The 25813-nt window shown below is 71.5% G+C and carries 26 protein-coding genes; 10 read left to right on the top strand and 16 right to left on the bottom strand.

Annotated elements, in window-relative coordinates:
- Window position 1: 1 nt before the first annotated feature.
- From D7231_RS03620 to D7231_RS03600, 5 genes are all read right to left on the bottom strand, one after another.
- The gene (locus D7231_RS03620; RefSeq protein ID WP_120753470.1) at window positions 2–535 is read right to left on the bottom strand and encodes an NUDIX domain-containing protein; all 534 of its coding nucleotides are present in this window, start codon (window positions 533–535) and stop codon (window positions 2–4) included.
- Between the two features lie 107 nt (window positions 536–642).
- Window positions 643–768, bottom strand: coding sequence for a hypothetical protein (locus D7231_RS38085; protein ID WP_277875535.1), 126 nt, complete (start codon window positions 766–768; stop codon window positions 643–645).
- 217 nt (window positions 769–985) lie between these two features.
- Entirely contained in the window at window positions 986–1906 is a 921-nt protein-coding gene (locus D7231_RS03610) for an FRG domain-containing protein (RefSeq protein ID WP_120753468.1), read from the bottom strand.
- A gap of 373 nt (window positions 1907–2279) precedes the next feature.
- Entirely contained in the window at window positions 2280–2945 is a 666-nt protein-coding gene (gene msrA / locus D7231_RS03605; protein WP_120753467.1) for a peptide-methionine (S)-S-oxide reductase MsrA, read from the bottom strand.
- Between the two features lie 30 nt (window positions 2946–2975).
- Window positions 2976–4073, bottom strand: coding sequence for a hypothetical protein (locus tag D7231_RS03600; protein ID WP_120753466.1), 1098 nt, complete (start codon window positions 4071–4073; stop codon window positions 2976–2978).
- Window positions 4074–4204: 131 nt separating this feature from the next.
- Here D7231_RS03600 and D7231_RS03595 point away from each other — a divergent pair, with 131 nt between their 5' ends.
- Complete coding sequence (locus D7231_RS03595; protein WP_120753465.1) at window positions 4205–5350, top strand: cystathionine gamma-synthase; 1146 nt, start codon at window positions 4205–4207, stop codon at window positions 5348–5350.
- 165 nt (window positions 5351–5515) lie between these two features.
- On the opposite strand, the gene D7231_RS03590 is transcribed toward D7231_RS03595, so the two are convergent.
- A complete protein-coding gene (locus tag D7231_RS03590; protein WP_120753464.1) occupies window positions 5516–6019 on the bottom strand; it encodes a MarR family winged helix-turn-helix transcriptional regulator in 504 nt (167 codons plus the stop codon).
- Window positions 6020–6337: 318 nt separating this feature from the next.
- On the opposite strand from D7231_RS03590, the gene ilvA reads away from it, so the two are divergent.
- From ilvA to D7231_RS03575, 3 genes are all read left to right on the top strand, one after another.
- Complete coding sequence (ilvA, locus tag D7231_RS03585) at window positions 6338–7573, top strand: threonine ammonia-lyase (protein ID WP_120753463.1); 1236 nt, start codon at window positions 6338–6340, stop codon at window positions 7571–7573.
- Window positions 7574–7765: 192 nt separating this feature from the next.
- On the top strand, window positions 7766–8833 hold the full coding sequence (locus D7231_RS03580) for an ATP-binding cassette domain-containing protein (protein ID WP_120753462.1): 1068 nt from the start codon (window positions 7766–7768) through the stop codon (window positions 8831–8833).
- Complete coding sequence (locus D7231_RS03575) at window positions 8830–9690, top strand: ABC transporter permease (RefSeq protein WP_120753461.1); 861 nt, start codon at window positions 8830–8832, stop codon at window positions 9688–9690. The genes D7231_RS03580 and D7231_RS03575 overlap by 4 nt, the downstream gene beginning before the upstream one ends.
- An 87-nt stretch (window positions 9691–9777) precedes the next feature.
- On the opposite strand, the gene greA is transcribed toward D7231_RS03575, so the two are convergent.
- Window positions 9778–10275 (bottom strand): transcription elongation factor GreA, encoded by a 498-nt coding sequence (gene greA, locus D7231_RS03570; RefSeq protein ID WP_120753460.1) that lies wholly within the window; start codon window positions 10273–10275, stop codon window positions 9778–9780.
- 278 nt (window positions 10276–10553) lie between these two features.
- Complete coding sequence (locus D7231_RS03565) at window positions 10554–10964, bottom strand: DUF4307 domain-containing protein (RefSeq protein ID WP_120753459.1); 411 nt, start codon at window positions 10962–10964, stop codon at window positions 10554–10556.
- Window positions 10965–11090: 126 nt separating this feature from the next.
- On the opposite strand from D7231_RS03565, the gene mca reads away from it, so the two are divergent.
- The 3 genes from mca (at window position 11091) to D7231_RS03550 (ending at window position 14357) form a co-directional block, all read left to right on the top strand.
- Window positions 11091–11960 carry a mycothiol conjugate amidase Mca gene (mca, locus tag D7231_RS03560; protein ID WP_120753458.1) on the top strand — a complete coding sequence of 290 codons (870 nt, stop codon included), beginning with the start codon at window positions 11091–11093 and terminating at the stop codon, window positions 11958–11960.
- Between the two features lie 4 nt (window positions 11961–11964).
- Entirely contained in the window at window positions 11965–12192 is a 228-nt protein-coding gene (locus tag D7231_RS03555; protein ID WP_120753457.1) for a hypothetical protein, read from the top strand.
- Between the two features lie 98 nt (window positions 12193–12290).
- On the top strand, window positions 12291–14357 hold the full coding sequence (locus tag D7231_RS03550) for a thioredoxin domain-containing protein (RefSeq protein ID WP_120753456.1): 2067 nt from the start codon (window positions 12291–12293) through the stop codon (window positions 14355–14357).
- A gap of 98 nt (window positions 14358–14455) precedes the next feature.
- On the opposite strand, the gene trhA is transcribed toward D7231_RS03550, so the two are convergent.
- Window positions 14456–15214: a PAQR family membrane homeostasis protein TrhA gene (gene trhA / locus D7231_RS03545; RefSeq protein WP_120753455.1), complete on the bottom strand. Its 759-nt coding sequence runs from the start codon at window positions 15212–15214 to the stop codon at window positions 14456–14458.
- A gap of 272 nt (window positions 15215–15486) precedes the next feature.
- On the opposite strand from trhA, the gene D7231_RS03540 reads away from it, so the two are divergent.
- On the top strand, window positions 15487–17316 hold the full coding sequence (locus D7231_RS03540; protein WP_120753454.1) for a phosphoenolpyruvate carboxykinase (GTP): 1830 nt from the start codon (window positions 15487–15489) through the stop codon (window positions 17314–17316).
- A gap of 50 nt (window positions 17317–17366) precedes the next feature.
- Here the strand turns inward: D7231_RS03540 and D7231_RS03535 are convergent, their stop codons facing one another.
- A complete protein-coding gene (locus D7231_RS03535) occupies window positions 17367–18839 on the bottom strand; it encodes an FAD-binding oxidoreductase (RefSeq protein ID WP_120753453.1) in 1473 nt (490 codons plus the stop codon).
- 135 nt (window positions 18840–18974) lie between these two features.
- Here D7231_RS03535 and D7231_RS03530 point away from each other — a divergent pair, with 135 nt between their 5' ends.
- On the top strand, window positions 18975–20000 hold the full coding sequence (locus D7231_RS03530; RefSeq protein WP_120753452.1) for a sulfotransferase family protein: 1026 nt from the start codon (window positions 18975–18977) through the stop codon (window positions 19998–20000).
- A 16-nt stretch (window positions 20001–20016) separates the two neighbouring features.
- Here D7231_RS03530 and D7231_RS03525 read toward each other — a convergent pair whose 3' ends face one another.
- The 4 genes from D7231_RS03525 to D7231_RS03510 form a co-directional block, all read right to left on the bottom strand.
- Window positions 20017–20556, bottom strand: coding sequence for a GNAT family N-acetyltransferase (locus D7231_RS03525; RefSeq protein WP_120753451.1), 540 nt, complete (start codon window positions 20554–20556; stop codon window positions 20017–20019).
- Window positions 20557–20579: 23 nt separating this feature from the next.
- Window positions 20580–21107, bottom strand: coding sequence for a hypothetical protein (locus tag D7231_RS03520; protein ID WP_120753450.1), 528 nt, complete (start codon window positions 21105–21107; stop codon window positions 20580–20582).
- Between the two features lie 88 nt (window positions 21108–21195).
- Entirely contained in the window at window positions 21196–21708 is a 513-nt protein-coding gene (locus D7231_RS03515) for a hypothetical protein (RefSeq protein ID WP_120753449.1), read from the bottom strand.
- Window positions 21709–21735: 27 nt separating this feature from the next.
- On the bottom strand, window positions 21736–22299 hold the full coding sequence (locus tag D7231_RS03510) for a class I SAM-dependent methyltransferase (RefSeq protein ID WP_241999553.1): 564 nt from the start codon (window positions 22297–22299) through the stop codon (window positions 21736–21738).
- A 55-nt stretch (window positions 22300–22354) separates the two neighbouring features.
- On the opposite strand from D7231_RS03510, the gene D7231_RS03505 reads away from it, so the two are divergent.
- Window positions 22355–23143 carry an AraC family transcriptional regulator gene (locus D7231_RS03505; protein WP_120753447.1) on the top strand — a complete coding sequence of 263 codons (789 nt, stop codon included), beginning with the start codon at window positions 22355–22357 and terminating at the stop codon, window positions 23141–23143.
- Here the strand turns inward: D7231_RS03505 and D7231_RS03500 are convergent.
- Entirely contained in the window at window positions 23140–24396 is a 1257-nt protein-coding gene (locus D7231_RS03500) for a DUF2786 domain-containing protein (RefSeq protein WP_241999552.1), read from the bottom strand. The genes D7231_RS03505 and D7231_RS03500 overlap by 4 nt on opposite strands.
- A 262-nt stretch (window positions 24397–24658) precedes the next feature.
- A complete protein-coding gene (locus tag D7231_RS03495) occupies window positions 24659–25699 on the bottom strand; it encodes a GNAT family N-acetyltransferase (protein ID WP_147449682.1) in 1041 nt (346 codons plus the stop codon).
- Window positions 25700–25813: the final 114 nt, after the last annotated feature.

Below are 25813 nucleotides of genomic sequence, written 5' to 3'. Positions count from 1 at the left end.
ATCAGCGGATCGCTTCGTCCATCAGCACGTACAGCACGCCCACCAGCGAGCCACTGCTGACGATCTCCCGCCGGTCGATCATGCCGCGGACCTTGTCCAACGGGACCCACTCGATCCGGTCGGACTCGTTCTTCTCGGTCGGCGGGCCGATGTACGTGGCGCTGTCAGCGCGGAACACGTAGTGCTGCGAGTCCGTGATCCCGTTGGCGGGCTCCGCGTACACCAGCGGTCTCACCGACTCGGGACGCCAGCCCGTCTCCTCCTCGACCTCCCGGACGGCCGCTTCCTCAGGGGTCTCGCCCACCTCGATCAGCCCCATGGGCAGTTCCCAGGCCCACGAGTCCGTGATGAACCGGTGCCGCCACATCATGAGGAGCTCGCGCTGCTCGTTCACCACGGCCGCCACGGCGAGGTGCCGCAGCCGGACCACGTGGTGCTCCCACCGCCGGCCGTCCGGCTGCTCAACGTCGACCAGGCACAAGTTCACCCACTCGTTCGTATAGATCTGCCGCTCGCCATGGGTCTTCCACTGCATGTGAGTTGCCCTCCGTCGCCAACTGCACCCAGCATCCCAGAGGGGTATCCCAGGTGGGTAAGTACCGGCCGACAGGGGAGTTGGCGCGCGGGAGCGTTGCCCTGAGTTCAGGGTTGCTGGAAGAAGTGGGGCTCCGGCCACGTGGCGACGGGGTCGCCGACTGACGTGTAGATCTCCAGCAGGGGGAGGCTGCTGTCTTCTGCGAAGATCGCGGTGCCTGCGTTCTCCGGCACTCGTACCAGGCACCCACAGTCACATACGCCCGCCACCCGGGTATACGGGGCCTGAGCCGCGAGTGACCGCCGCGGAAGCAAGAACGTGTACATCGTCTCGAACAGCTCCCAGTATCGCGCGAGCATGAGGAGTTGTGGCCTCGTGCAGTGGCTGGCCATGATCGGTGGTAACTGCGGCTCGGGAAATCTATTGACCCAGATTGCACTGCCGCGTTCCTCAATTTTCTGCTTTCAGGGCTCCCGCCCGGAAAGCCTCTGCGAAGCCTTCAATGTCGGGAAATAGGGACTCCCAGTTTCGATTGAATGTCCCTTCGAGATGCTCCCGCATTTTCCTCTTCACTGCAGGGGGAACGATGATGACTGTGAATGGGAGGCGCTTTATAGTTCGTTTATTAGGGAGAGTGGCGGCGAACAGGGCTGAAAGATTAGACCGCCCAGGCGGTCGAACTGGCTGCGGGAAAGGCATCCCGTCTATTCCGGCAATGTCAGGAGTTTTAGGTATGGAGCCGGAAATGAAGAATCCTTCCTGTGCCTGCATGCGCGAGTCTTTGAACGTCGGGTGTAGCGTAAATGGGCGGTGATCTGACCTGGACTTGTCGAGGGCTCCCATCAAGGTTGAGGGCTCGGCGGCCGCACCAGGAATCTCTTCGTCGGAGTATGTGAAGGTTCTGTACGGAGGGTACTTAGAAACCTCGAATGCTAGCAGGGCTCCCGCCACGTCTTGCGGCAAATCTGCCCTTGGGAGGCAGGCGAACCAGAGGGCTGTCAGGGGGTTGCTGGTGACGTCTAGAAGTCGAGTGGGAACGCCGTGGTGTTGGAGGGCTGCGAGTAGATGGAATTGGGTGGGCTTGCTTACCTCAAGGCCTATGCCCCACCTTCTGGCCTTCTCTAGTATGAATTTCTCTTGTTCCTCCACCTGGCTCTCGCTAGGCGGCCGAAATGTGCTGCCGGTGCCCTCTGTAAGTCGTCGAATAAGCGACGCGGCGACCCTGTATCGAGAGTCGGGTACTCCTCGCCAGGCATAGCGTTGCTCGGTCCCGAGTATGCCTATTCGGTATACGGCCTGCATCAGCTCTTCAGGGGAGTTGGCCTGGAACGCCCACCCGTTGCTGAGCCACCTTGGGTCGTCCTTGTACATGCCGGGCCTCCGGTGGCCCGCTACCAGCTTGTGGTGCGGGAGGTTCAGCAGAAACGGCTTGAACCCTTATTTTCTCCCACAAGCTTGCATCTCGCGAAGTGGCTGCTTCCAGGGGTCTTCTGATGTCTTGAGCCCTTGATTGACTGCCAGTCGGGCACCTCGCGCTCCAATGGTGCATCGGACCTTGCTGCGCCTAGGCTGTGTCTGATGGCTCTTAGCGCCGCTGCCTCGCTGGAGCGGATGCCTCCCTGTGAGGCGGTAGGCAGCTCACGAGGTGTGGTGCGTGACACGGTCAGCTCCCCTGGCGGCAGTCACAAGAGCCGTCAGACAGGCTTAGCCGCGGTTTGCCTGCACTGGGACTACGCCCAGGGATTCAGCTCCCGTTGTCAGTCTTCGCTACCCCGATCGGGCAGCTCACGCCGGTCCCGCCGGTGCCGCAGTAGCCGTTAATGTTGCGCGCAAGATACTGCTGGTGGTACGGCTCTGCGTACCAGAAGGGGCCCGCCGGGAGGATTTCCGTGGTGATGGGGCCGTAGCCCGAGCCGTTGAGGACCGGCTGGTACGCGTCCCGGGAGGATTCGGCGGCCGACTGCTGCGCCGGTGAGTGGGTGTAGATCGCGGAGCGGTACTGCGTGCCGCGGTCGTTGCCCTGGCGGAAGCCCTGGGTGGGGTTGTGGGATTCCCAGAAGAGCTTCAGGAGGGCCTCGTACGACACCTTCGCGGGGTCGAAGACGACACGGACGACCTCCGTGTGGCCTGTAAGGCCGCTGCACACCTCTTCGTACGCCGGGTGCGGCGTGTGGCCGCCCTGGTAGCCGACGAGGGTCGTCCAGACGCCCTCCGCCTGCCAGAACTTGCGCTCCGCGCCCCAGAAGCAGCCGAGGGCGAAGTCCGCCACCTCCAGGCCCGCCGGGTAGGGGCCGCCCAGGGGCGTGCCCAGGACCGTGTGGCGCTCCTGGAGGGGGAATTCCGGCTCCGGGCGGCCCTTCAGGGCCTCCTCGGGGGAGGGGAGGCGGGGTTCTCGGGTGGGGAAGAGCATTTCAGGCCTCCAGTGCGCGCGGCGGGACTGCTACAGCCAACGGTTCGCCGGCCCCTGCGATTCCCCGCCCGCCATCGCCACCGCCCGGTACGCCGCGTACGCCGCGACCGGATCCGCCTCGTACGACCACGGCACCGCACCGATGTGCCCGTCGACGCGGCGCAGCTGTTCCAGGGCCTCCGGATAGCGCTCGGCGTTGACCAGGAACCACACCAGCAGGTGCCGGACGTGCGGCAGCACGGGGTGGTCGGACGGGGCGTGGAGCACCGCGAACTGCGCCGCCTCGACGGCGCGGGTGACCACCTCGCTGCGGTAGAGGCCCTGGACGAGGTTCACGTCCGGCAGGTGGTCGTGGACGGCGAACAGCGGCAGCGCCGGCAGCAGACTGCCCTTCGCCGCGCCCGCGGCCGCCCGCTGGGCGAAGGCGTCGGCCTGCTCGCGGGAGCCGTGCCACTTCGCGCTCCAGTAGCGCAGCGCCGCCAGGTGGGCGCCCATGTGCTGGGGCGCGCGGGAGACGACCCGCTCCCACACCGACTGGAACTCCGCCTCGCCCGCGCCCATGCCGCGCGCCACGCCCAGCTCGACGATCAGCGGCACCACGTCCTCCGGGGCCAGCCGGGCGGCTTCCGCGCAGACCGTGCGGGCCTCCTCCAGGATCATGCGGTAGTCCTGCGAGGACGGGTCGCGCAGGGCCTGCTGGACGAGGAACTCGGCCTGCACGGCCGCGCCGCCCGCGTCCTCCGGGGCCACCACCCGCCAGTGCCGCAGCCACAGGCCGCCCGTGCCCGGCGCCTCGGCCAGCTCGCGGACCGCCGCGCCCGCCAGCGTCTGCACGCGCTGCCAGCGCTGCTCCGCGTCGTGGGTGCGCGAGAGCAGCTCGGCGGCCGGCTTCCAGTCCTGCGAGCGGCGGGCCTCGTCCACGGCGCTCAGCAGCTCGGGGTCGGGGCCGGGCAGGCGGACGTCCAGCTGCTCGGGCGGCAGGAAGCCGTGAGCGGCGGCCGCGGCGCCGGGGCCGCCGGCCGGCCCCGCGCCGAGCAGCTCCGCGCGGGCCCGCCAGCGGCGCAGCGCGGGCCCGGCGGCGACGGCGGCGATGGCGACGACGGCCAGCAGGATGAGCAGAAACTCCATGAGCGGTCCTGAACGTGGGTGGGGCAGCGTAGGGCTATGTGAGGAACAACGCGCGGCATCCGCGGATCGTTCATCCTCCGGTTACAAGTGAACACGGGTGTTCGGGTGTGCGGAGTACTAGGCTCGGGAAAATGAGCGATCAGCATGCCTTCGAAACCCTGGCCATCCACGCCGGGCAGGAGCCGGACCCGCTGACCGGGGCCGTCGTGCCGCCGATCTACCAGGTGTCCACTTACAAGCAGGACGGGGTGGGCGGCCTGCGCGGCGGCTACGAGTACAGCCGCAGCGCCAACCCCACGCGCACCGCTCTTGAGGAGAACCTGGCGGCGCTGGAGGGCGGTGTCCGCGGCCTGGCCTTCGCGTCCGGCCTGGCCGCCGAGGACACCCTGCTGCGTACGCTCCTGGCGCCCGGTGACCACGTGGTCATCCCGAACGACGCCTACGGCGGCACGTTCCGCCTCTTCGCCAAGGTGATCAGCCGCTGGGGCGTGGAGTGGTCGGTCGCCGACACCTCCGACCCGGCCGCCGTGCGCGCCGCCCTGCGGCCCTCGACCAAGGTGATCTGGGTCGAGACCCCGTCGAACCCGCTGCTGGGCATCAGCGACATCGCCGCCCTCGCCGAGGTCGCGCACTCGGCCGGGATCCGCCTGGTCATCGACAACACCTTCGCGAGCCCGTACCTCCAGCAGCCGCTCGCGCTCGGCGCGGACGTCGTCGTGCACTCCACGACCAAGTACATGGGCGGCCACTCCGACGTCGTGGGCGGCGCGCTGATCACCGCGGACGCGGCCCTCGCCGAGGAGCTCGCCTACCACCAGAACGCGATGGGCGCCGTCGCCGGCCCCTTCGACTCCTGGCTGACGCTGCGCGGCATCAAGACCCTCGCCGTGCGCATGGACCGGCACAGCGCCAACGCCGAGCGCGTGGCCGAGCTGCTCGTCTCCCACCCCAAGGTCACCCAGGTCTACTACCCGGGCCTGCCCGAGCACCCGCTGCACGAGGTGGCCGCCAAGCAGATGAAGTCCTTCGGCGGGATGGTGTCCTTCCGCGTGGCCGGCGGGCAGGAGCAGGCCGTCGAGATCTGCAACCGCACCGAGGTGTTCACCCTCGGCGAGTCCCTCGGCGGCGTGGAGTCGCTCATCGAGCACCCGGGCCTGATGACGCACGCGTCGACCGCCGGGTCGCAGCTGGAGGTCCCCGCGGACCTGGTCCGCCTGTCGGTGGGCATCGAGTCCGTCGACGACCTGCTCGCGGACCTCACGCAGGCGCTGGGCTAGTTCTCCGATCCGCTCCTACGGCGGGCGGGCCGCGAATAAGCGGCCCGCCCGCCGTATGCGTTTCACGGCGCATTCCGCATGTCCGTATTTACGGCGTACGCGTACGTACGGACACCGCGTAGATGCGGACATGCGGAATGCGCGTACGTACGGAAACGGAAGCCGTCAGGCCGTCGTCGGCGTCACCGGCGGCAGCGCGTTGTGCACCTCGGAGAGCGCGGTGTTGAAGCGCGTGAGCAGCGAGCAGAACGCGTCCCGCTCGTCCTCGCTCCAGCCGTCCGTCACCAGCGCCATCAGCGCGCGCCGCGAGGCCCGCACCTCCTCCAGGCGGGCCTTGCCGCGCGGGGAGAGCTGGAGGACGACGGCGCGGCCGTCCTCGGGGTGGGAGGTGCGCTTGACCAGGCCGGTGTCGACCAGCGGCGCCACCTGGCGGGTGACGGTCGAGGAGTCGATGCCCATGCCGGCGGCGAGCGCCTTGACGCCCATCGGGCCTTCCTGGTCGAGGCGGTTGAGCAGCAGATAAGCGGCGCGGTCCATCGAGTTGCGGACCTGTCCCACGCCGCCGAGCCGCGTCTGTTCGGCGCGGCGTGCGAAGACGGCAACCTGGTGCTGGAGCGCGTCGAGGACACCTGGGGCGAGGTCGGTCGTCATGTCCGAAGGGGTGGGCATGGCCTGGGGCTCACTTCGTGCGTCGGGCAGGGAAGATTGGGGGACAGAGTACGCGGCCGGGAGGGCCCCTGGGCCGGTGGCGGACAATCCGCTGGAGCGGTGCCTCACAATCCGCTCGGTATGCATGGATATGCACTGCGATGCCCACCGGAATCAGCTGTGCGATATGCGTTGGCCACGACGGTCGTTACATAAGGTCGTTACGTAAACGAGGCGCAAGCGAGCCGAAACCGAGCCGAATCGAGCCGCGGGGCCATCGCGAGCAGAGCCCTCCGGCAGCCGCACGCGCCCCGCCCGCCCGGCTGCCACACTGGCCTCATGGCTGTACGCGCAGCGGGCCGGCCCGTCCTGCCCGCTGTCACCCTCGACGACGTCCTGCGCGCCCGGACGGTCCTCTCGGGCGTCACCCGCGTCACCGCCCTGGAGGGCAGCCGCCACCTCTCCCGCCTGATCGGCGGCCCCGTCCGCCTCAAGTGCGAGAACCTCCAGCGGACCGGATCCTTCAAGGTCCGCGGCGCGTACACGCGCATCGCCGGGCTGTCGCAGGGGGAGCGCGCGGCGGGGGTCGTGGCCGCCAGCGCGGGCAACCATGCGCAGGGCGTGGCCCTGGCGGCCGCGCTCCTGGGCGTGCGCGCCACGGTGTTCATGCCGGTGAGCGCGCCCCTGCCGAAGGTCGCAGCGACCCGCGCGTACGGCGCCGAGGTGCGCCTGCGCGGGCAGGTGCTGGACGAGGCGCTGTCCGAGGCCCGCCGCTGCGCCCGCGCGACGGGCGCCGTCTTCGTCCACCCCTTCGACCACCCGGACGTCATCACCGGTCAGGGCACCGTCGGCCTGGAGATCCTCCAGCAGTGCCCCGAGGTGCGCACGATCGTGGTGGCCGTGGGCGGCGGCGGGCTCGCGGCCGGGATCGCGACCGCGGTCAAGGCGCTGCGGCCGGACGTCCGGATCGTGGGCGTGCAGGCGGCGGGCGCGGCCGCGTACCCGCCGTCGCTGGCCGCCGGGCACCCCGTGGCGCTCGCGAAGCCGGTGACGATGGCCGACGGCATCCTGGTGGGCCGCCCCGGGGACGTGCCTTTCGGCATCGTCCGGGAGCTGGTCGACGCGGTCCGTACGGTCTCCGAGGACGCCCTGGCCGGGGCGCTGCTGCTGTGCCTGGAGCGCGCCAAGATGGTCGTGGAGCCGGCCGGAGCGGCCCCGGTGGCGGCGCTGCTGGCCGATCCCGACTCGTTCGAGGGACCTCTCGTCGCCGTGTTGTCGGGCGGCAACGTCGACCCGCTGCTGCTCCAGCGCGTCCTGCGGCACGGGATGGCGGCGGCCGGCCGCTACTTGAGCCTGCGGCTGCGGCTGACCGACCGCCCGGGCGCGCTCGCCGCGCTCCTGGAGGTGCTCTCCGCGGCCGACGCCAACGTCCTGGACATCGGCCACGTCCGCACCGACCCGAGGCTCGGCCTGGCCGAGGCGGAAGTGGAGCTGCACCTGGAGACGAAGGGGCCCGCGCACTGCGAGGAGGTGGCGGCGGCCCTGCGGGAGGCGGGGTACCGGACGGCCGGCTGAGAGGGCTGCGGACTCGCAGGCCCGATGACCGTACGGGGAAGGGGGATTGCCCTGCGCCGCCCTCCGCGCTTGTTCGGCATTGCCCGGTATTGCTCCCTGTTGTCTGCACAAGCGGGGAACAACATTCACAGGGCAGGATCACACCACCGAACGTAAAATCAGGTAATACGTCACCCAGCGGGGAGAACTTCCATGCCAGGTGCCATTTACGCCGAAGGCCTGGTGAAGACCTTCGGCGACGTCAGAGCTCTGGACGGCGTCGATCTCGACGTACCGGAAGGAACCGTTCTAGGACTGCTCGGCCCCAACGGCGCCGGCAAGACCACAGCGGTACGCGTCCTCACCACGCTCATCCAACCCGACAGCGGCTCCGCCTCCGTGGCGGGCATCGACGTCCTCAAGAAGCCCGACCAGGTACGGCGCTCCATCGGCCTCTCGGGCCAGTTCGCCGCCGTCGACGAATACCTGACGGGGCGTGAGAACCTGCGGATGGTCGGCCAGCTCTACCAGATGTCCGCCCGCGACGCGAAGACACGGGCCGGCGAGCTGCTGGAGCGCTTCGACCTCGGCGACGCCGCCGACCGCATCGCCAAGACCTACTCCGGCGGCATGCGCCGCCGCCTCGACCTCGCCGCGGCCCTCGTCGTCAGCCCGCCCGTGATGTTCATGGACGAGCCCACCACCGGCCTCGACCCGCGCAACCGGCAGGGCCTGTGGGAGGTCATCCAGGAGCTGGTGGCCGGCGGCACGACCCTCCTGCTCACCACGCAGTACCTGGAGGAGGCCGACCACCTCGCGCACGACATCTGCGTGGTCGACCACGGCAGGGTCATCGCCCGCGGCACCTCCGACCAGCTCAAGGCCCGTACGGGCGGCGAGCGCGTCGAGGTCGTCGTGCGCGACCCCGAGCACATCGCCCCCGCCGACGCGGTCCTGCGCGGCTTCGGCAAGGGCACGTCCACGGTCGAGAAACACACCCGCAGAGTGACCATGCCGGTCTCCGGCGGCGCGAAGCTGCTCGCCGAGGTCATCCGGGAGCTCGACGGCCGCGGGATCGAGATCGACGACATCGCCCTGCGCCGGCCGACCCTGGACGACGTCTTCATCTCGCTCACCGGGCACGCCGCGGAGGCGGACACCGACGAGACGGACGAGACCGACGAGACGGGCGGGACGAACAAGACCGACGAGACCAGCAAGCCGGACAAGACCGGCGGGACGTCCGGGGAGCCCGGCGCACAGCAGGAGGTCACGTCATGAGCGTCATCGGCAGCCCCGCCTCCAGAGCCGCCGCCCTCCGCGTCCACGGCGGCCTCGGCCGCTCCGTGCGCGACTCCCTCGTCGTCGCCAAGCGCAACCTGATCCGGATGATCCGCATCCCCGAGGTGGTCATCTTCGGGCTCATCCAGCCGATCATGTTCGTGGTGCTGTTCAGCTACGTCTTCGGCGGCTCGATCGCCGTCGGCGGCAGCACGGACCCGTCCACGTACCGCCAGTTCCTCATGGCGGGCATCTTCGCCCAGACGGTCACCTTCGCCACGGCGGGCGCCGGGGCGGGCATCGCCGACGACATGCACAAGGGGCTGATCGACCGCTTCCGGTCCCTGCCCATGGCCCGCGGCGCCGTCCTCACCGGCCGCACGCTCGCCGACCTCGTCCAGACCGCGCTCACGCTCGTCGTGCTGGCGGTCGTCGCGGTCATCGTGGGCTGGCGGATCCACGAGGGCGTCCTCAAGGCCGTGGCGGGCTTCGCGCTGCTGCTCCTGCTCGGCTACGCCTTCTCCTGGATCGGCGCGCTGATCGGGCTGTCCGTGCGCACCCCGGAGGCGGCCACCTCGGGCGGGCTGATCTGGCTCTTCCCGCTCACCTTCATCTCCAACGCGTTCGTGCCCGCCGACAACATGCCGATGGTGCTGCGCAACATCGCGGAGTGGAACCCCTTCAGCGCGACCGTGCAGGCGGCGCGGCAGCTCTTCGGCAACCTGCCGGAGGGCTATCCCGTGCCGGCGGCGTGGCCGATGCAGCACCCGGTGTGGGCGTCGCTGATCTGGTCGGTGCTGATCATCGTGCTGTTCCGGACGCTGGCGGTGCGGAAGTTCCGCTCGGCAACGGCCTGACTACGACAACGGCCTGAGCACGCCGAAGGCCCGGCCACCCCCCGCAGGGGACGGCCGGGCCTTCGGCAGGCATGCGCCCGGGGCCGGTCAGCCGCTGTACGGCTTGGCCTCCAGGATGCGGACCATGGCCTTCTTGCCGTTCGGCAGCTCGTACTGGGCGTCCTCGCCGATCTTCTTGCCGTTGACGCCGGAGCCCAGCGGGGACTGCGGCGAGTACGTCTCGATGTCCGAGCTGGCGTACTCGCGGGAGGCGAGGAGGAACTCCATGGTGTCGTCCACGTCACCGTCGAAGGCGATGGTCACCACCATGCCGGGCGCGACGACGCCGGTGGCCGCCGGGGCCTCGCCGACCTTCGCGTTCTCCAGCAGCTGGGTGAGCTGGCGCACGCGGAGCTCCTGCTTGCCCTGCTCCTCCTTGGCCGCGTGGTACCCGCCGTTCTCTCGCAGGTCACCCTCCTCGCGCGCGGCCGCGATCTTGGTCGCGATCTCGGTGCGAGCGGGACCAGACAGGTACTCCAGCTCGGCCTTGAGCTGGTCGTACGCCTCCTGAGTCAGCCAGGTGACGTTGTCGCTGGTCTGGGTCACAGGTGCTCCTCGTCGGTACTGGGGAAATGCTTGGGATACATCGCGATAACAAATGAACGCCCTACTCAGAAGGGTGCACCTTCAAAGCGGGGCGAAACCACGAGCCTAACAATTGGGTCCGGAGAGGGGGAAGAAGCAAACGGGAGAAATCGCGCAAGAATCGCGTCAACGCAGGTCAGCGAGGCCTGCGCGGACCGTACCGGATCAGCTGCGGCGCGTCAGCGCCCCTGGACGCCGGGCGGGCGGCACGGCAGGCGATACGGCGGGCGGTACGGGCGTCAGCGCCCCGACCGCGTCTGGCAGCCCTCCAGCTCCGTGGCCGCCGCGTGCTGCGTCGTACGGATCGTGACGGACTCGGTGAAGTGCTCCTCGCGGCGGTCCAGCGTGACGTCCTTGCGGCCGACCTCGGAGCCGTCGGCGCCGAGCGAGCGCAGCGTGCACACGCCGGTCTGGTCCTTGTCCTTGCGGATCTCCAGGACCGCCTGCACGGCGCTGTCCGAGACCGTCTTCGAGCGGATGAGCTGGCCGCTGACGTCCGTCTTGGTGATGTAGTGGATCCCGGACCAGGCGATCACGCCCAGCAGCCCGGCGCCCAGCACCGCCCCGACGATCTTGAGCTTGCGGTCCGCGCGCGCGTCCGCCGAGCGGCCGTAGCGACCGTCGGGCAGCCCCTCGCGTGCCGCAGCCATGATCTTTCCTCCGGGTCGGTGCCGCTCGGGAGAACTCGGAATGAAACGACTCCCGCTTCGGTCACTATAGGAGGCGCCCCGACACACCGATAAGACGGGCCATGACCAGTGACTGAGGATCGAGCCTTGACTGAGCAGCTGCGACTGATGGCCGTGCATGCCCACCCCGACGACGAGTCGAGCAAGGGCGCGGCCACGATGGCCAAGTACGTGTCCGAGGGGGTGGACGTGCTGGTGGCCACCTGCACGGGCGGCGAGCGCGGCTCCATCCTCAACCCCAAGCTCCAGGGCGACCCGTACATCGAGAAGAACATCCACGAGGTCCGCGCCAAGGAGATGGCCGAGGCGCGCGACATCCTGGGCGTCAAGCAGGAGTGGCTGGGATTCGTCGACTCCGGCCTGCCGGAGGGCGACCCGCTGCCGCCGCTGCCGGAGGGCTGCTTCGCCCTCCAGGACGTGGACGAGGCGGCCGGGCGGCTGGTGAAGCTCATCCGCGAGTTCCGTCCGCACGTGGTCACCACGTACGACGAGAACGGCGGCTACCCGCACCCCGACCACATCATGACGCACAAGATCTCGATGGTGGCCTTCGAGGCGGCCGGCGACGCCTCCCGCTACCCCGAGGCCGGCGAGCCGTGGCAGCCGCTGAAGCTCTACTACAACCAGGGCTTCAACCGGCCGCGCACCCAGGCGCTGCACGAGGCGCTGCTGGAGCGCGGCATGGAGTCCCCGTACGGGGAGTGGCTGGAGCGCTGGCACACCATGGGCCGCGAGCGCACGCTGACCACCTACGTTCCGTGCGGTGACTTCTTCGAGATCCGCGATAAGGCGCTGATCGCGCACGCCACGCAGATCGACCCGGACGGCGGCTGGTTCCGCGTGCCGCTGGACCTCCAGCGGGAGATCTGGCCGACCGAGGAGTACGAGCTGGCGAAGTCCGTCGTCGGCACGTCCCTCCCCGAGGACGACCTCTTCGCGGGCATCCGCAACAATTGACCCCATGATGAGCTCCCTCGCCGCCGCCCAGCTGGTGCCGCTCGCCGAAGAACTCGACAAGAACAAGGTCACCCCGGGTGTCCTCGGCTTCATCGTCTTCGCCGTCATCGGCGTGGCGGTGTGGTTCCTGATGAAGAGCATGAACAAGCACATGAAGCGGGTGGACTTCGAGGAGTCCCCGGACGCCGAGGCCGCCGCCGCGGCTCCGGCCGCCGCCCCGAAGTCCTCCTGACGACCGGGGGCCGGCCCGGCACCGCCGGACCGGCCCGGGACTGACACGGCCCCACGGCCACCCGCCCGGGAGGGCGCACCGTGCGCAAGGATGGGCCCATGCCCAACCGCCTGGCGCACGAGACGTCCCCCTACCTCCTCCAGCACGCCGACAACCCGGTCGACTGGTGGCCGTGGTCGCCCGAGGCCTTCGCCGAGGCCCGGCGCCGGAACGTGCCGGTGCTGCTGAGCGTCGGCTATTCCAGCTGCCACTGGTGCCACGTGATGGCGCACGAGTCCTTCGAGGACGACGCGACCGCCGCGCTCCTCAACGAGCACTTCGTCGCCGTCAAGGTCGACCGCGAGGAGCGGCCCGACGTCGACGCCGTGTACATGGAGGCCGTGCAGGCCGCGACGGGCCGGGGCGGCTGGCCCATGACGGTATTCCTGACGCCGGAGGCCGAGCCGTTCTACTTCGGCACGTACTTCCCACCCGCGCCGCGGCACGGCATGCCGGGCTTCCCGCAGGTCCTGGAGGGCGTGCGGGCCGCGTGGCGGGACCGCCGCGACGAGGTCGGGCAGGTCGCGGGCCGCATCGTGCGCGACCTCTCCGAGCGCACGCTCGCCCTCGGCGTCCCTGCGGACAAGGAAGCGCCCGCGCAGCCGCCCGCCGCCGAGGACCTGGGCGCGGCGCTGCTGGGGCTGACCCGCGAGTTCGACGCGGTGCGCGGCGGCTTCGGCGGGGCCCCGAAGTTCCCGCCGTCCATGGCGCTGGAGTTCCTGCTGCGCCACCACGCCCGTACGGGCTCCGAGGGCGCCCTGGAGATGGTGCAGGCGACCTGCGAGGCGATGGCCCGGGGCGGCATCTACGACCAGCTGGGCGGCGGCTTCGCGCGCTACTCCGTCGACGCGGAGTGGGTGGTGCCGCACTTCGAGAAGATGCTCTACGACAACGCCCTGCTCTGCCGCGCCTACGCGCACCTGTGGCGGGCCACGGGCTCGGAGCTCGCCCGCCGGGTGGCGCTGGAGACCGCCGGCTTCCTGGTCCGCGAGATGCGCACCGAGCAGGGCGGCTTCGCCTCGGCCCTGGACGCGGACAGCGACGACGGGACGGGCCGCCACGCCGAGGGCGCGTACTACGTGTGGACGCCGCAGCAGCTGCGCGAGGTGCTCGGCGAGGAGGACGCGCTGCTCGCGGCGGCCCACTTCGGCGTCACCGAGGAGGGCACCTTCGAGGAGGGCGCCTCCGTCCTCCAGCTCCCGGACTCCGAGCAGCTCCTGGACGCCGGCAAGCTCGACTCGGTGCGCCGCAGGCTGCTCGCGGCGCGCGAGCAGCGGCCCCGGCCCGGCCGCGACGACAAGGTGGTGGCCGCCTGGAACGGGCTGGCGATCGCCGCGCTGGCCGAAACGGGCGCCTTCTTCGACCGGCCGGACCTCGTCCAGGCCGCCACGGACGCCGCCGACCTGCTCGTCCGTACGCACATGGACTGGCACGCCCGGCTCTTCCGCACCTCCCTCGACGGCACGGCAGGCGCCCACGCGGGCGTCCTGGAGGACTACGCGGACGTCGCCGAGGGCTTCCTCGCGCTGAGTGCCGTCACCGGCGAGGGCGTGTGGGTGGACTTCGCGGGCCTCCTCCTGGACACGGTTCTCACCCGCTTCTCCGGCCCGGACGGCTCCCTCTTCGACACCGCCGACGACGCCGAGGCCCTCATCCGGCGCCCCCAGGACCCGACGGACAACGCCGCGCCGTCCGGCTGGACCGCCGCCTGCGGCGCGCTGCTGACGTACGCCGCGTACACCGGAAGCACCCTGCACCGCGAGGCCGCCGAGCGGGCGCTCGGCGTCGTCCGGGCGCTGGGCCCGAAGGCGCCGCGCTTCATCAGCTGGGGCCTGGCGGTGGCCGAGGCGCTGCTCGACGGGCCGCGCGAGGCCGCCGTGGTGGGCCTGCCCGAGGACCCGGCGACGGCCGTCCTGCACCGCACCGCCCTGCTGTCCACGGCGCCCGGCCTGGCCGTCGCCGTCGGCGCCCCGCCGTCGGCCTCCGACCCCGCTGCCGTGGAGGTGCCGCTGCTGGCGAACCGGCCGCTGGCGGACGGGCGGGCGGTCGCGTACGTCTGCCGGGGCTTCGTGTGCGACGCGCCGACGACGGACCCGGCGGAGCTGGCGGAGAAGCTGCGCGGGTGACGCCCGGCCCGTACGGGCGTACGGACACGAGAAACGGCCGCGACCCGTGGGTGGGTCGCGGCCGTTCGTTCGCGGCCGTCGCCGTGGGCAGCGGCGCCTCAGGTGTGGGTGTACGCCACCAACGAGATGCCGACGTAGTGCACGGTGAACGCCGCCAGCGTGAGCGAGTGGAAGACCTCGTGGAAGCCGAACCAGCGCGGTGACGGATTCGGCCGCTTGATGCCGTAGATGACGCCGCCCACGCTGTAGAGCAGCCCCCCGATGACCACCAGGACGAGGACGGCGATGCCGCCCTTGCGCAGGAAGTCGGGCAGGAAGAAGACCGCTGCCCAGCCCATGGCGATGTAGCAGGGGATGTAGAGCCAGCGCGGGGCGCCGAGCCAGAAGACGCGGAAGGCGATGCCCGTCGCCGCGGCCGCCCACACGGCCCACAGGAGCACCTGCCCCCGGCCGCCGGGGACCAGCAGCATCGTCAGCGGAGTGTACGTACCGGCGATGATCAGGAAGATGTTCGCGTGGTCGAGGCGGCGCAGCACGGCGTTGACGCGCGGGCTCCAGTTGCCCCGGTGGTAGAGGGCGCTGACGCCGAAGAGCGATCCCGCGGTGAGGACGTAGACCGCGCAGGCGATCCGGCCGCGGGTGCTGTCGGCGAGGGCGGTCAGGAAGACGCCGGCGATCAGCACGGCGGGGAACATGCCCGCGTGCAGCCAGCCGCGGAGGCGCGGCTTGACCGGGATCGGCGGCTCGGCGGGCGGGGAGGCGGCGGAATGGGCAGCATCGGCGGGGAGGGCTGCTGCTGCCGCGGCGCCGGCGGGCGCGGTGAGCGCGGGAGGCGCTGCGTCGGGCGCGGGAGTCATGCACGTCATGCTACCTACGCCACCGTAAGTTACGGATCAGTATCACGTGGCGATGGTCACGGGAGCGCCCCCTGGACAGAACGTAAACGGAGTCGGATGATCAAATGAGTGCGGGCGGCACCGGATGAGCGGTCACGAAGCGTCTGGGTCGCAGCCCCCAAGGGGCAGACAACGACGAAGCGGGCTTTTCCGTGCGCCGAGCGCCGGGAGGGCCCGTTCAACCCTCAATCTCTACGCCGGGGCAGCGTGGTTTCCGGCGGGACGGAGCGATCGTGGCGCGCAGCAGTGCGGCTCCCACCACCCCCACCCAGCACCAGGAGCTGATCTCCTGGGTCGACGAGATCGCCGCCCTCACTCAGCCGGACCGCGTGGTCTGGTGCGACGGATCCGAGGCGGAGTACGAGCGCCTGTGCGAGGAGCTCGTCGCCAAGGGCACCTTCAAGAAGCTCGACCCGGTCAAGCGCCCCAACTCGTACTACGCCGCCTCCGACCCCACTGACGTGGCGCGCGTCGAGGACCGCACGTTCATCTGTTCCGAGCGGGAGGAGGACGCCGGCCCGACCAACCACTGGAAGGCCCCCGCCGAGATGCGCGAGGTCTTCCAGGGCAAGGACGACCAGGGCGGCATCTTCCGCGGCTCCATGCGCGGCCGCACCATGTACGTCGTGCCCTTCTGCATGGGCCCGGTCGGCTCCCCGCTGTCCGCCATCGGCGTCGAGATCACCGACTCGGCCTACGTCGCCGTCTCCATGCGCACCATGACCCGCATGGGTCAGGCCGTCCTCGACGAGCTCGGCACCGACGGCTTCTTCGTCAAGGCCGTCCACACCCTCGGCGCGCCGCTCGCCGAGGGCGAGGCCGACGTCGCCTGGCCCTGCAACCCCACCAAGTACATCTCGCACTTCCCCGAGGACCGCGAGATCTGGTCCTACGGCTCCGGCTACGGCGGCAACGCCCTGCTCGGCAAGAAGTGCTACGCGCTGCGCATCGCGTCCGTGATGGCCCGCGACGAGGGCTGGCTCGCCGAGCACATGCTCATCCTCAAGCTCACCCCGCCCCAGGGCGAGTCCAAGTACGTCGCCGCGGCCTTCCCGTCCGCCTGCGGCAAGACCAACCTCGCCATGCTGGAGCCCACCGTCTCCGGCTGGACGGTGGAGACCATCGGCGACGACATCGCCTGGATGCGCTTCGGCGAGGACGGCCGCCTCTACGCCATCAACCCCGAGGCCGGCTTCTTCGGCGTCGCCCCCGGCACCGGCGAGCACACCAACGCCAACGCCATGAAGACCCTCTGGGGCAACTCCGTCTTCACCAACGTCGCCCTCACCGACGACGGCGACGTGTGGTGGGAGGGCATGACCGAGGAGCAGCCCGCCCACCTGACGGACTGGAAGGGCAACGACTGGACCCCGGCCTCGGACACCCCGGCCGCCCACCCCAACGCCCGCTTCACCGTGCCCGCCTCGCAGTGCCCGATCATCGCGCCCGAGTGGGAGGACCCCAAGGGCGTGCCGATCTCGGCGATCCTCTTCGGCGGCCGCCGCGCCTCCGCCGTCCCGCTGGTGACCGAGTCCTTCGACTGGCAGCACGGCGTCTTCCTCGGCGCCAACGTCGCCTCCGAGAAGACCGCCGCCGCCGAGGGCAAGGTCGGCGAGCTGCGCCGCGACCCGTTCGCCATGCTGCCGTTCTGCGGCTACAACATGGGCGACTACATGGGCCACTGGATCAAGGTCGGCCAGGACCGGGACGCGTCCCTGCTCCCGAAGATCTTCTACGTCAACTGGTTCCGCAAGGACGCGGACGGCCGCTTCGTGTGGCCGGGCTTCGGTGACAACAGCCGCGTCCTGAAGTGGATCGTCGACCGCCTCGACGGCCGCGCCGACGGCGTCGAGACCCCCATCGGCATCCTGCCGACCCGCGAGGCCCTCGACACCCGGGGCCTGGACATCTCCGACGAGGACCTCGACCTGCTGCTCACGGTGGACGAGGACGTGTGGCGCGAAGAGGCCGCGCTCATCCCCGAGCACCTGAACACGTTCGGCGAGCACACGCCGAAGGAGCTGTGGGACGAGTACCGGGCGCTGGTGCGGCGCCTCGGCTGACGGATGACGGCCCCCGGCTTCGGTCCGGGGGCCGTGCGTGAACGCTCCCGCTACGGGGTGGGGGCGATGCCCTGCGGGTACGTGAACAGCCGCGCGGGGTCGACGGTCCTCTTGACCGTCTGAAGCCTCGCGTAGTTCCCGCCGTAGTAGGCGGTCTGCCAGTTCCTGAGCCCCGGGTCGGGGAAGTTCTGGTAGGCGTCCGTGCCCAGGTGCCTGCTCAGCGAGCGGTAGAGCGCTTGCAGCTGCTGCCTGTTGGCGTCGGGCACCGGCGCCGGGTCCGCGTCCGACCAGTGCGCGGCCAGGTCCACGATGACGGTGGCGTCACGGTGGACGTACGCGGTGTCCGCGGGGCGCAGCGCCGCGTCCGCGCCGCCCATCGCGAAGAAGGAGACGGCCGCCCGGGAATCCGGTGACGCGGCCTTCCAGCTGCCGAGCGAGTCGACGAGCTCGTCGACGACGGACGCGCCGAGGTCCTTTCCGGCCACGATCGAGCCGGCGGCGTACGGGTCTCCCGGCGGGGTCTCGTGGAAGCGGCGCATGCACTCCCAGATGCCGGCCGTGCCGGTGGCGCTCCGCCGCGGCCGCAGCCGGGTGACGAGTGTGCGCAGGGTCTGCTCGGGGTGCTCGGAGCGCTCGGAGCCGAAGCAGAGCCCCTGGGCGTAGACGCGCCGCTCTCCGGCCGTCCGGAGGCCGAACTGGCAGGTGAGGCTCTTCCGGTAGCGGGGCTCCGCGATCAGTTCGGCGAGCCTCTTCAGGGCGGGTGCCGCGTCCTTCCAGGCCCATGACAGGTCGTACCAGGCCGTCGCGCGGCGGACCGGGTGCAGGGTGAACGTGAACGAGGTGTTGATCCCGAAGTTGCCGCCCGCCCCTCCGCGGCACGCCCAGAACAGCTCGGAGTTGCTGTTCTCGTCGCAGCGCGCGGTGTACGCGTCGCCCGTCACGACGGTGGTGCCGGTGAGGCTGTCGCAGGTCAGGCCGTAGGCGCGGGTGGCCGGGCCGATGCCGCCGCCCAGCACCAGGCCGCCGACGCCGACCTCCGGGCACCGCCCGCCGGGCAGCAGCAGGCCCGTGTCCTTCAGCGCCGCGTACACGTCGAGTTCGCGGGCGCCGGCCCCGACGGTGAGGGTCGTGCCGTTCACCGTCACGTCGCGCATGCCGCCCAGGTGGACCAGGAGGCCGCCGTCCGACGTCGAGTAGCCGGCGTAGCTGTGGCCGCCGCCGCGCGGGACGACGCCGATGGCGTGCCGGCCCGCCCATTCGACCGTCGCGAGCACTTCCTCGTGGCTGCGCGGGCAGGCGATGGCCGCCGGGACGCGGTGGGAGTAGGAGTGGTTGGCCGGCATGTTCAGCGGCGCGAACCGGGGGTCACCGGGGAAGTACAGCCGCCCGCCGAGCAGTCGCTTCAGACCGCCCCAGTCGCGGCCCTCGCTCCCTCCCGCCGCCGCGGCCCTCCCGGCCGGCGCCCATAACCCCGCGGCGAGCCCCGCCCCCGCTCCCGCGCGCAGCACGGTGCGTCTGTCCACAGCCTTCACGATGGTGCCCCTCTCGTGTCGGAGACGGGGCAGCACGGTACGCGTGGGAAAGGAGGACTGGAAGACGCGGCCGGGGCGTCGCCCCGGGTGCGGCATGCCGGGAGGGGATCGGGGGTAGGCGGGGGTATGCGTAGTGTGACCTTTGTTGTCGGGTCCGGGCGGTGCGGGTCTACTGCTCTGTCCCGGATCGTGCATGCTCATCCGGACGTGCTCAGTCTCAATGAGTTCTGGGCATCGGTCGGTTCGCGGGCGCTGCCCGGCCGGGCGGTTGACGGGGCCGAGTTCTGGCGGCTGGTCGCGGATCCTCATCCCGCGTTCGATTCCATGGTGCGGAGCGGGATGCCGATCCCCGAGTTCCTCCATCCCCGGGCGGCGCGGCGCGGGGAAGAGGGTGCGGGGATTCCGGCCCTGTCGCTCATGGCGCTGCCGCATCTCACGGACGACCCGGACGGGCTCCTCGAAGAGCTCAAGGGGACGGTGACCACGTGGCCTCGCCGCACGGCCCCCGAGCACCACGCAGAGCTGTTCGACGTGCTGTGCGCGCGGTTCGGGCGGGCGGCCGTCGTCGAGCGGTCCGGCTACTCGGGGCACAGGGTCCCGCAATTGCACGCGGCTTTCCCCGGGGCGAAGTTCGTGCACATGTTCCGCGACGGTCCGGACTGTGCGCTTTCCATGAGCCGGCATGCGGGGTTCCGGCTCATCCTCCTCCAGCGCGAGATCCTGGCCCGGACGGGTGCCGCGCCTGCCGGCCCGCTGACCGGGGAACAGGTGCGGTCCCTGCCCCCGGAGCTGGCGGGTCTGCTGGACGTCCCCTTCGATCCGGCGCTGGTCCTGGACCGGCACCTACCCCTGGCGGAGTTCGGGGCGTTGTGGTCGCAGCTCGTCACCGAGGCGGTGGACCACCTCAGCCGGTTGCCTCAGGAACAGTGGGTGTCACTCGCTTACGAGGACCTGCTCGACGCACCGCGCCGCGAACTCAGCCGCATTGCGGCGTTCTTCGGCGTCGAACCGCTCCCGCAATGGCTCGACACCGGGTGCGCAATGCTCGACGCGCGCCACCGGGGCACCGCGCTGCGGCTTCCGCCCGGCGAACTCGCCACGCTGCGCCGGCAGTGCGCACCGGGCGTCCAAGCTCTCAAAGCATCCGGCTGAGCGGAAGGCTCCCGCCTCAGAGGCTCTTCTCCAGGAGGGTCACCGTGTACGTGCCGCCCAGGCCGCCGTCCTTCGCCCGCTGTTCGCCGACGACCGTGTAGCCCGCGGCCTCGTAGTAGTCGCGCAGCCGCGCGTTGCTGCTCAGGCAGTCCAGCCGACACAGGGTCCGGCCGGCCGCGGCGATACGGCGTTCGGCCTCGGCGAGCAGGTGGCGGCCGGTGCCGGGCGCGGCGGTGCGGCGGTCGGTCATGAGGCGGTGAACGTAGCCGGCGACCGGCGGCTGGGCACCCCAGGCCGCCGGGTCGTCCCACCACAGCTCCCAGGCCCCGGCGACGGGACCGCCGGAGCCGACGCCGGGACCGCCGGGGCCGGGGTCGCGGGTGGCGATCCAGACCTCGCCGTCCGCAAGGCGCGCCCGGAAGTGGTCCTCGCCGAGCTCTCCCGGCTTCCACTGGTCGATGCCGCGACCGATCTGCCAGCGCGCGGCGTCGTCGCGGAGCCGGGTGAGTTCGGTCAGGTCGTGTTCGCCCGCGCGGCGGAAGGTGAGGCCGTTCATGACGGGGCACTTTACGGTGCGGCTCAGCGGAGGAAGAGGGGGAGGTCCTCCACGGAGCCCGGGCCCGTGAAGAAGGCCCCGGTCGCCGCGAGTTCTTCTTCGAGGCGCGGGTGACGTGCCTCGATCTCCCGCGCCAGGGACTGCCCCCGCCGCACGGTGCGTGCCGTGGCCAGGAGGAGTTCCTGCCACTGTTCGCCCTGTTCGGCGAGTGCGTAGACGCCGGACAGCAGGTCGGCCATGCCGGCGGGCCGGGCGAGGTCCGCCGGGTCCCGGCCCGCCACCGGGAAGAGCTCCCAGCCGTCGGCGCGCGCGGCGAGGCGGAGGGCGCCGGCCCAGTTGGTGATGCGGCCGATGCGGACGTACAGGAAGTCCCCGGTGTGGGGCAGCAAGCTGCCGCCGTGCAGCGGGTTGGTTGCGGCGACCAGGTCGGCGAGGATGCGCCGCTCCGTGTCGTTCATCTCCCCGTCGCCTTTCTGCCGGGCCCCGATCGCGGCGTCGAGCCAGTCGGCGGCGGCGGTCAGGCGGGCGGAGAAGTCGGCGTCGTGCGGCATACCCGCCAGTGTGGCCCCCGCCACCAGCGGCCCCGCGCGCCGTCCCCTGTGCGGCACGCGCCGAACAATCGGCCCCAGCCTCAGGCCCTCAGTCCTCCACTCCCAAATCCCGCCTCATCACCCGCTGCATTTCCGTCAGCCGCGGCTTCGCCTCCTTGAGCGCGACGAGGACTGCCTCCGGAGTCTCGCCCTCCAGGGCGCGGCCGCGGTCGATCCGCTTCGCCGCCGCGTCCGCCGCCGCGAGCACGCGGTTGACGTCGCGCGACGCGATCATGACCGCTTCCGGGACGATCATCAGCGCCTCGGCGTACCGGTCACGGTGGTCGAGCCGGGCCTCTTCCAGCTGAGCGCGGTCCTGGTCGGTGCAGACGCCGTCGCGCAGGCGGTGCAGCGTGTCCTTGAGGAGCGTGTGAAACTGCCGCGAGGCACGGTTCATGGCCGTGTACGCGGCCCGGCGCTCCTCGAAGCGGCGCCTCTCCGCCTCGGCCGCGGCCGCCGCCTCGCGCTGACGCGTCGTCATCTGCTGGGACAGCAAGGGGGCGAAGAGGGTGCCGAGGACACCGACGACGGCGGTGATCATGGCGGCTATGACGGCGTTCATGCACCGACCCTAGCCCCGCCCCCACCGTCACTTCCGTGCCACGAAGCGGAAACTCCCCTTCCCCACCGTCACCGTGCAGTCCTCGAAGCCCGCCAGCCGCAGCCGGGCCTCCAGGGTCTCCGGTGGCACCGGGACGCACGTGTCGCCGATGTGGATCAGCCGGAAGCTGCGGCTGCTGAGGGCGTCGCAGCCGGCGAAGACGCCGCCGGGGCGCAGCACGCGGTAGGCCTCGGCGAAGAGGCTGTTCTGGGCGGTCAGGGTCGGGACGTGGTGGAGCATCGTGAAGCAGGCGACCGAGTCGAAGCGCCCGTCCGGCAGCGGGATGTCGGCGCCGTCCCCGTAGATGACGTCGACGCGGTCGCCGAAGAGCAGCCGCAGCCGGGCCGCGTACGACGCGTCCGACTCCACGACGCTCAGCCTCCCGGCCTTCCGCACGAGGACCCGCGTCGTCGCCCCGTAACCCGGCCCGATCTCCAGGCAGTCCTCGCCCAGCGGGACGTCTTCCAGGGCCCAGGGCAGGAGTTCGTCCCGGGTCGCGCGGAACCATCGGTCGGAGGAGCACAGGCGGCGGTGGATGAGGTTCATCGGCATGCGTCGAGGCTAGGAAGAGGAGGGTGGTGTCGGATACGGGCCAGGAGGTCAACTCATGTCGCCAAACGGACAGTCGCAGCCGCTCCCCCGCCTCATCAATCCGCCCGGCGCCGCCGTGGCCGTCGCCAGCTTCCCCCTCGACGACGGCGAGTGGTTCGCGAGCCACCAGCACCCGGCGCACCAGCTCGCCTGGGCGCCCCACGGCGTCCTGGCCGTGCGCGCCTCCGGCCGTACGTGGGTGCTGCCGTCCACCGTCGCGCTGTGGATCCCCGCGGGCACCCCGCACTCCACGGGCGCGACCTCGGCCGCGCTCCTCCGCAGCCTCTACTTCTGGCCGGACCGCTGCCCGCTGACCTGGGACGAGCCCCAAGTCGTGCCGGTTTCCGGCCTCTTAAGGGAGCTGATCACCTACCTGGCGCAGGCTCCGGAGGCCCTCCCCGCGGAGCCCCGGCAGCGCGCCGAGGACGTCGTCCTCGACCTCCTCCGCCCGGTCTCCGTGACGACCGTCCGCGCCCCGCTGCCCGCCGACCCCCGCGCCCGCCGCATCGCGGAGGCCCTCCGCGCGGACCCCTCGGACGGGCGCACGCTCGCGGAGTGGGGCGCGGTCGTGGGCGCGAGCGCCCGGACGCTCGCGCGGGCCTTCGTCACCGGTACGGGCATGACGTACGGGCAGTGGCGCACGCAGCTGCGGCTCCAGGCCGCGATGCCGATGCTGGCGGCGGGCGCGACGGTCTCGGCCGTGGCGCGGCGCGTCGGCTACGGGTCGCCGAGCGCGTTCGTGGCGGCGTTCCGCAGGGGTGTGGGGGTGCCGCCGGGGACGTACTTCGCGCCCGCGGACCGCTAGCGCTCCCCCAGCTCCGCCGCGTCCGCCGCCTCCGCGCCCCGCGCCCAGCCGTCCGCGTCGCGCCCCCGCAGCCGGTGCGACGTGGTCTGCGGGAAGAGCCGCTCGGCGGTCTCGCCGACGGCGAGGTCACGCGCGGCGAGCACGGGCAGCACCTCGGGCCGCGCCTCCTGCGCGACGGCCTCGGCGGTCGCGTCCCGCACCGCCGCCGCGAGCCGTTCGCCGATCCGGGACGCGTAGGCGATCAGGAAGGACTCGCGGAAGTCGCGGGTACGGCGCGAGCGCCCGCCCGCGTGATGCGCGTCGGCGGCCCGGTTCATGGCGGTGGTGGCCTGGACCAGCAGGGACGTGTACATGAGCTCCACCAGCTCCAGGTCGGCGTCGAAGCCGACGACGGTGGAGAAGCAGTGGTCGGCGGACCAGACCGCCTGGCAGTGGTTCGCGCCGGCCACCGCGTCCAGCAGCAGCGCCTTCGCCGACTCGTACGGGCCCTCGACGCCGATCCGGCAGGCCCCGGGCCCGTCGGCGGCGGCCCCGTCCGCGTGGGCGGCCAGCAGCGCCTCGTCCATGGAGTGCCGGGCCATGAGCTCCTGGGCCTTGGCGGAGAGGGCCTCGGCCTCCTCGGGGAAGTCCGTGGACTCGGCCTTGGCCAGCAGCCCGCGGATCCGGCCCAGGACGCGCGGCTCGACGGGCGCGCCCGGCCGGGCGTACGCGGCGCCGGGCAGCGGCCCGACCGCGCCCGTCCGCGGCAGCAGGGCGGCCAGCCGCAGCGCGCCGAGCGCGCACGCGACCGTCTCGAAGCGGCTGAGGCGCTCGCGCTGCGCGAAGCCTTCCAGGAAGGCCTCGTCGTCGTCCCACCACACCCGCGCCTGAAGGTCGTGCAGCTGCGCGGTCCAGCGCGCGCCGAGGGTGTCGGAGGCGTAGCGCCGCGCCTCGGCGGCCACCGCCGCGACGGCGAACCGCACCTCGACCGGGCCGAGTTCCCGCCGCGCGATCCGGATCACGTCGGCCGGCTGCCAGCCGCGCTCCCAGCAGCCGCGTACGGTCGCGGAGGCGGTGCGCACGACGGCGCGGCTGAGGGCCTCCCAGCCGGCGGGGGCGGAGGCCAGGGCCGAGGCGGCGGCGTAGAGGGCGTCGTCGAGGGTGTCCGGGCCGTGCGCGCGGAGAGAGGCGAGCGCCTCCTCGACGGTGTCCAGCAGGGCGGCGTCCTCCTGCCGGTCCTGCCGACGGCCCTGCTGCTTGCTGCGTTCGGCCACGGGACTCTCTTCCTTGCATGACGCATGACGGACCACCGCGTCGGACGACGGGTTCACCGCGATACGGCGCCGGTTCGGCGCCGGTACGGTCCATTGTCCGTGACGCCCGCTGCACCAGGTGTTACCGCCCAGGTCAGCGGGCGGAGGCTACCATTCCGCAGGCGGTCCGGGGGAGTCCCCGGGAGGCGAGGCCGCAGCCGTCCGAGAAGTGGACGAACAAGGCGCGAAGATCGTTCCGGAACCGGGCGCTACAACACCGTCGCTACTTCACCTTCGCCTGGAAGATCCCCACGGACCGCTCCGGCCGGTAGCCGAGCAGCTTGTTGACGGCCCGCATCGGGCCGTTGTCGTCGGCGACGTGCGTGCAGATCTCCCGTACGGGCGTCTCCTGCGCGCGCAGGAGCTGCACCATGCGGAGCTTGACGGCCCGTCCGAGGCCGAGGCCGCGGTGGGCGGGGGCGACGGCGGTCTCGTACTGCTGGGCGCGCAGGTCGCCCGGGGAGCGCACGCCCACCTCGGTGAGGGCGGCGTACGTGCCGTCGGGCGCGGCGACGGTGACGGTGAACAGGTGCCCGCCGCGCTCCACGAAGCCGCGCTGGGCCGCGGTGATGCTCTCCGCGTCCCACCGCATGGGCTGCTGGTCCAGCTCGCCCATGGGGGCGTCGGCCATGGCGTTGCGGACCCCGGCGAAGAGGGCGGCGTTCGCGGCGGGAACGACCCCCGTCCACTCCACGAAGCGGTATCCGTCGGGAAGCTCGGGAGCCCCGATCTCATCACCGGCCTCATCACCGGCCTCGCCACCGTCCTCGTCTGCGATCCGCTGCACGTACAGCACGAGCTGCAACCCGCATTCGAACCCGCGCTCCTTGGCGAACTGCTCGCCCACGCTGCCGATTTCCAGCTCCAGGCTCACCGAGTCCCGCCGCTCGCGCTCCAGGACCGCCCGTATCTCGTGCCACAGCAGGCTGCCGACGCCGCGGCGCCGCTGGTCGGGCCGGACGGCGAGCCGCCCGATCCAGGCGGTCCTGCGGTTCACGTCGTCCTCGAAGAGCCGGATCAGGGCGACCCCGGCGTAGCCGTCCCCGTCCCCGCCGGGCGCCGGCACGGCCAGCCGGACGATCCGGCTGCGCGCCGCGGGCACCCGCAGCTGCCCGGCCGTCTCCACCCGCCCCGGCCCGGGCACGCCCGCCGGCATGTCGTGGCGGTGGGCGGCGGTGACGACGGCGTGCCAGGCGTCGATCTCGGTCTCGGAAGGGGTGCTGCTCAGGCGCTCGACGACGCCCGGTCGCGGAAGGTCGCTCATCCTGCGCACGGTACGGATCACGCTGCCGCTTGTCGTGCGGATTTACGGCTCCCACCGTCAAGCCGCACAGAACCGAAAAGGCGGTGGCCCCCACTCCCGTGGGGGCCACCGCCC

Origin of the sequence: Streptomyces klenkii, assembly GCF_003626645.1 — a bacterium.
In the GTDB taxonomy this organism is placed as follows: Bacteria; Actinomycetota; Actinomycetes; order Streptomycetales; family Streptomycetaceae; genus Streptomyces; species Streptomyces klenkii.
This window is presented reverse-complemented; position numbering and strand designations above follow the sequence as displayed.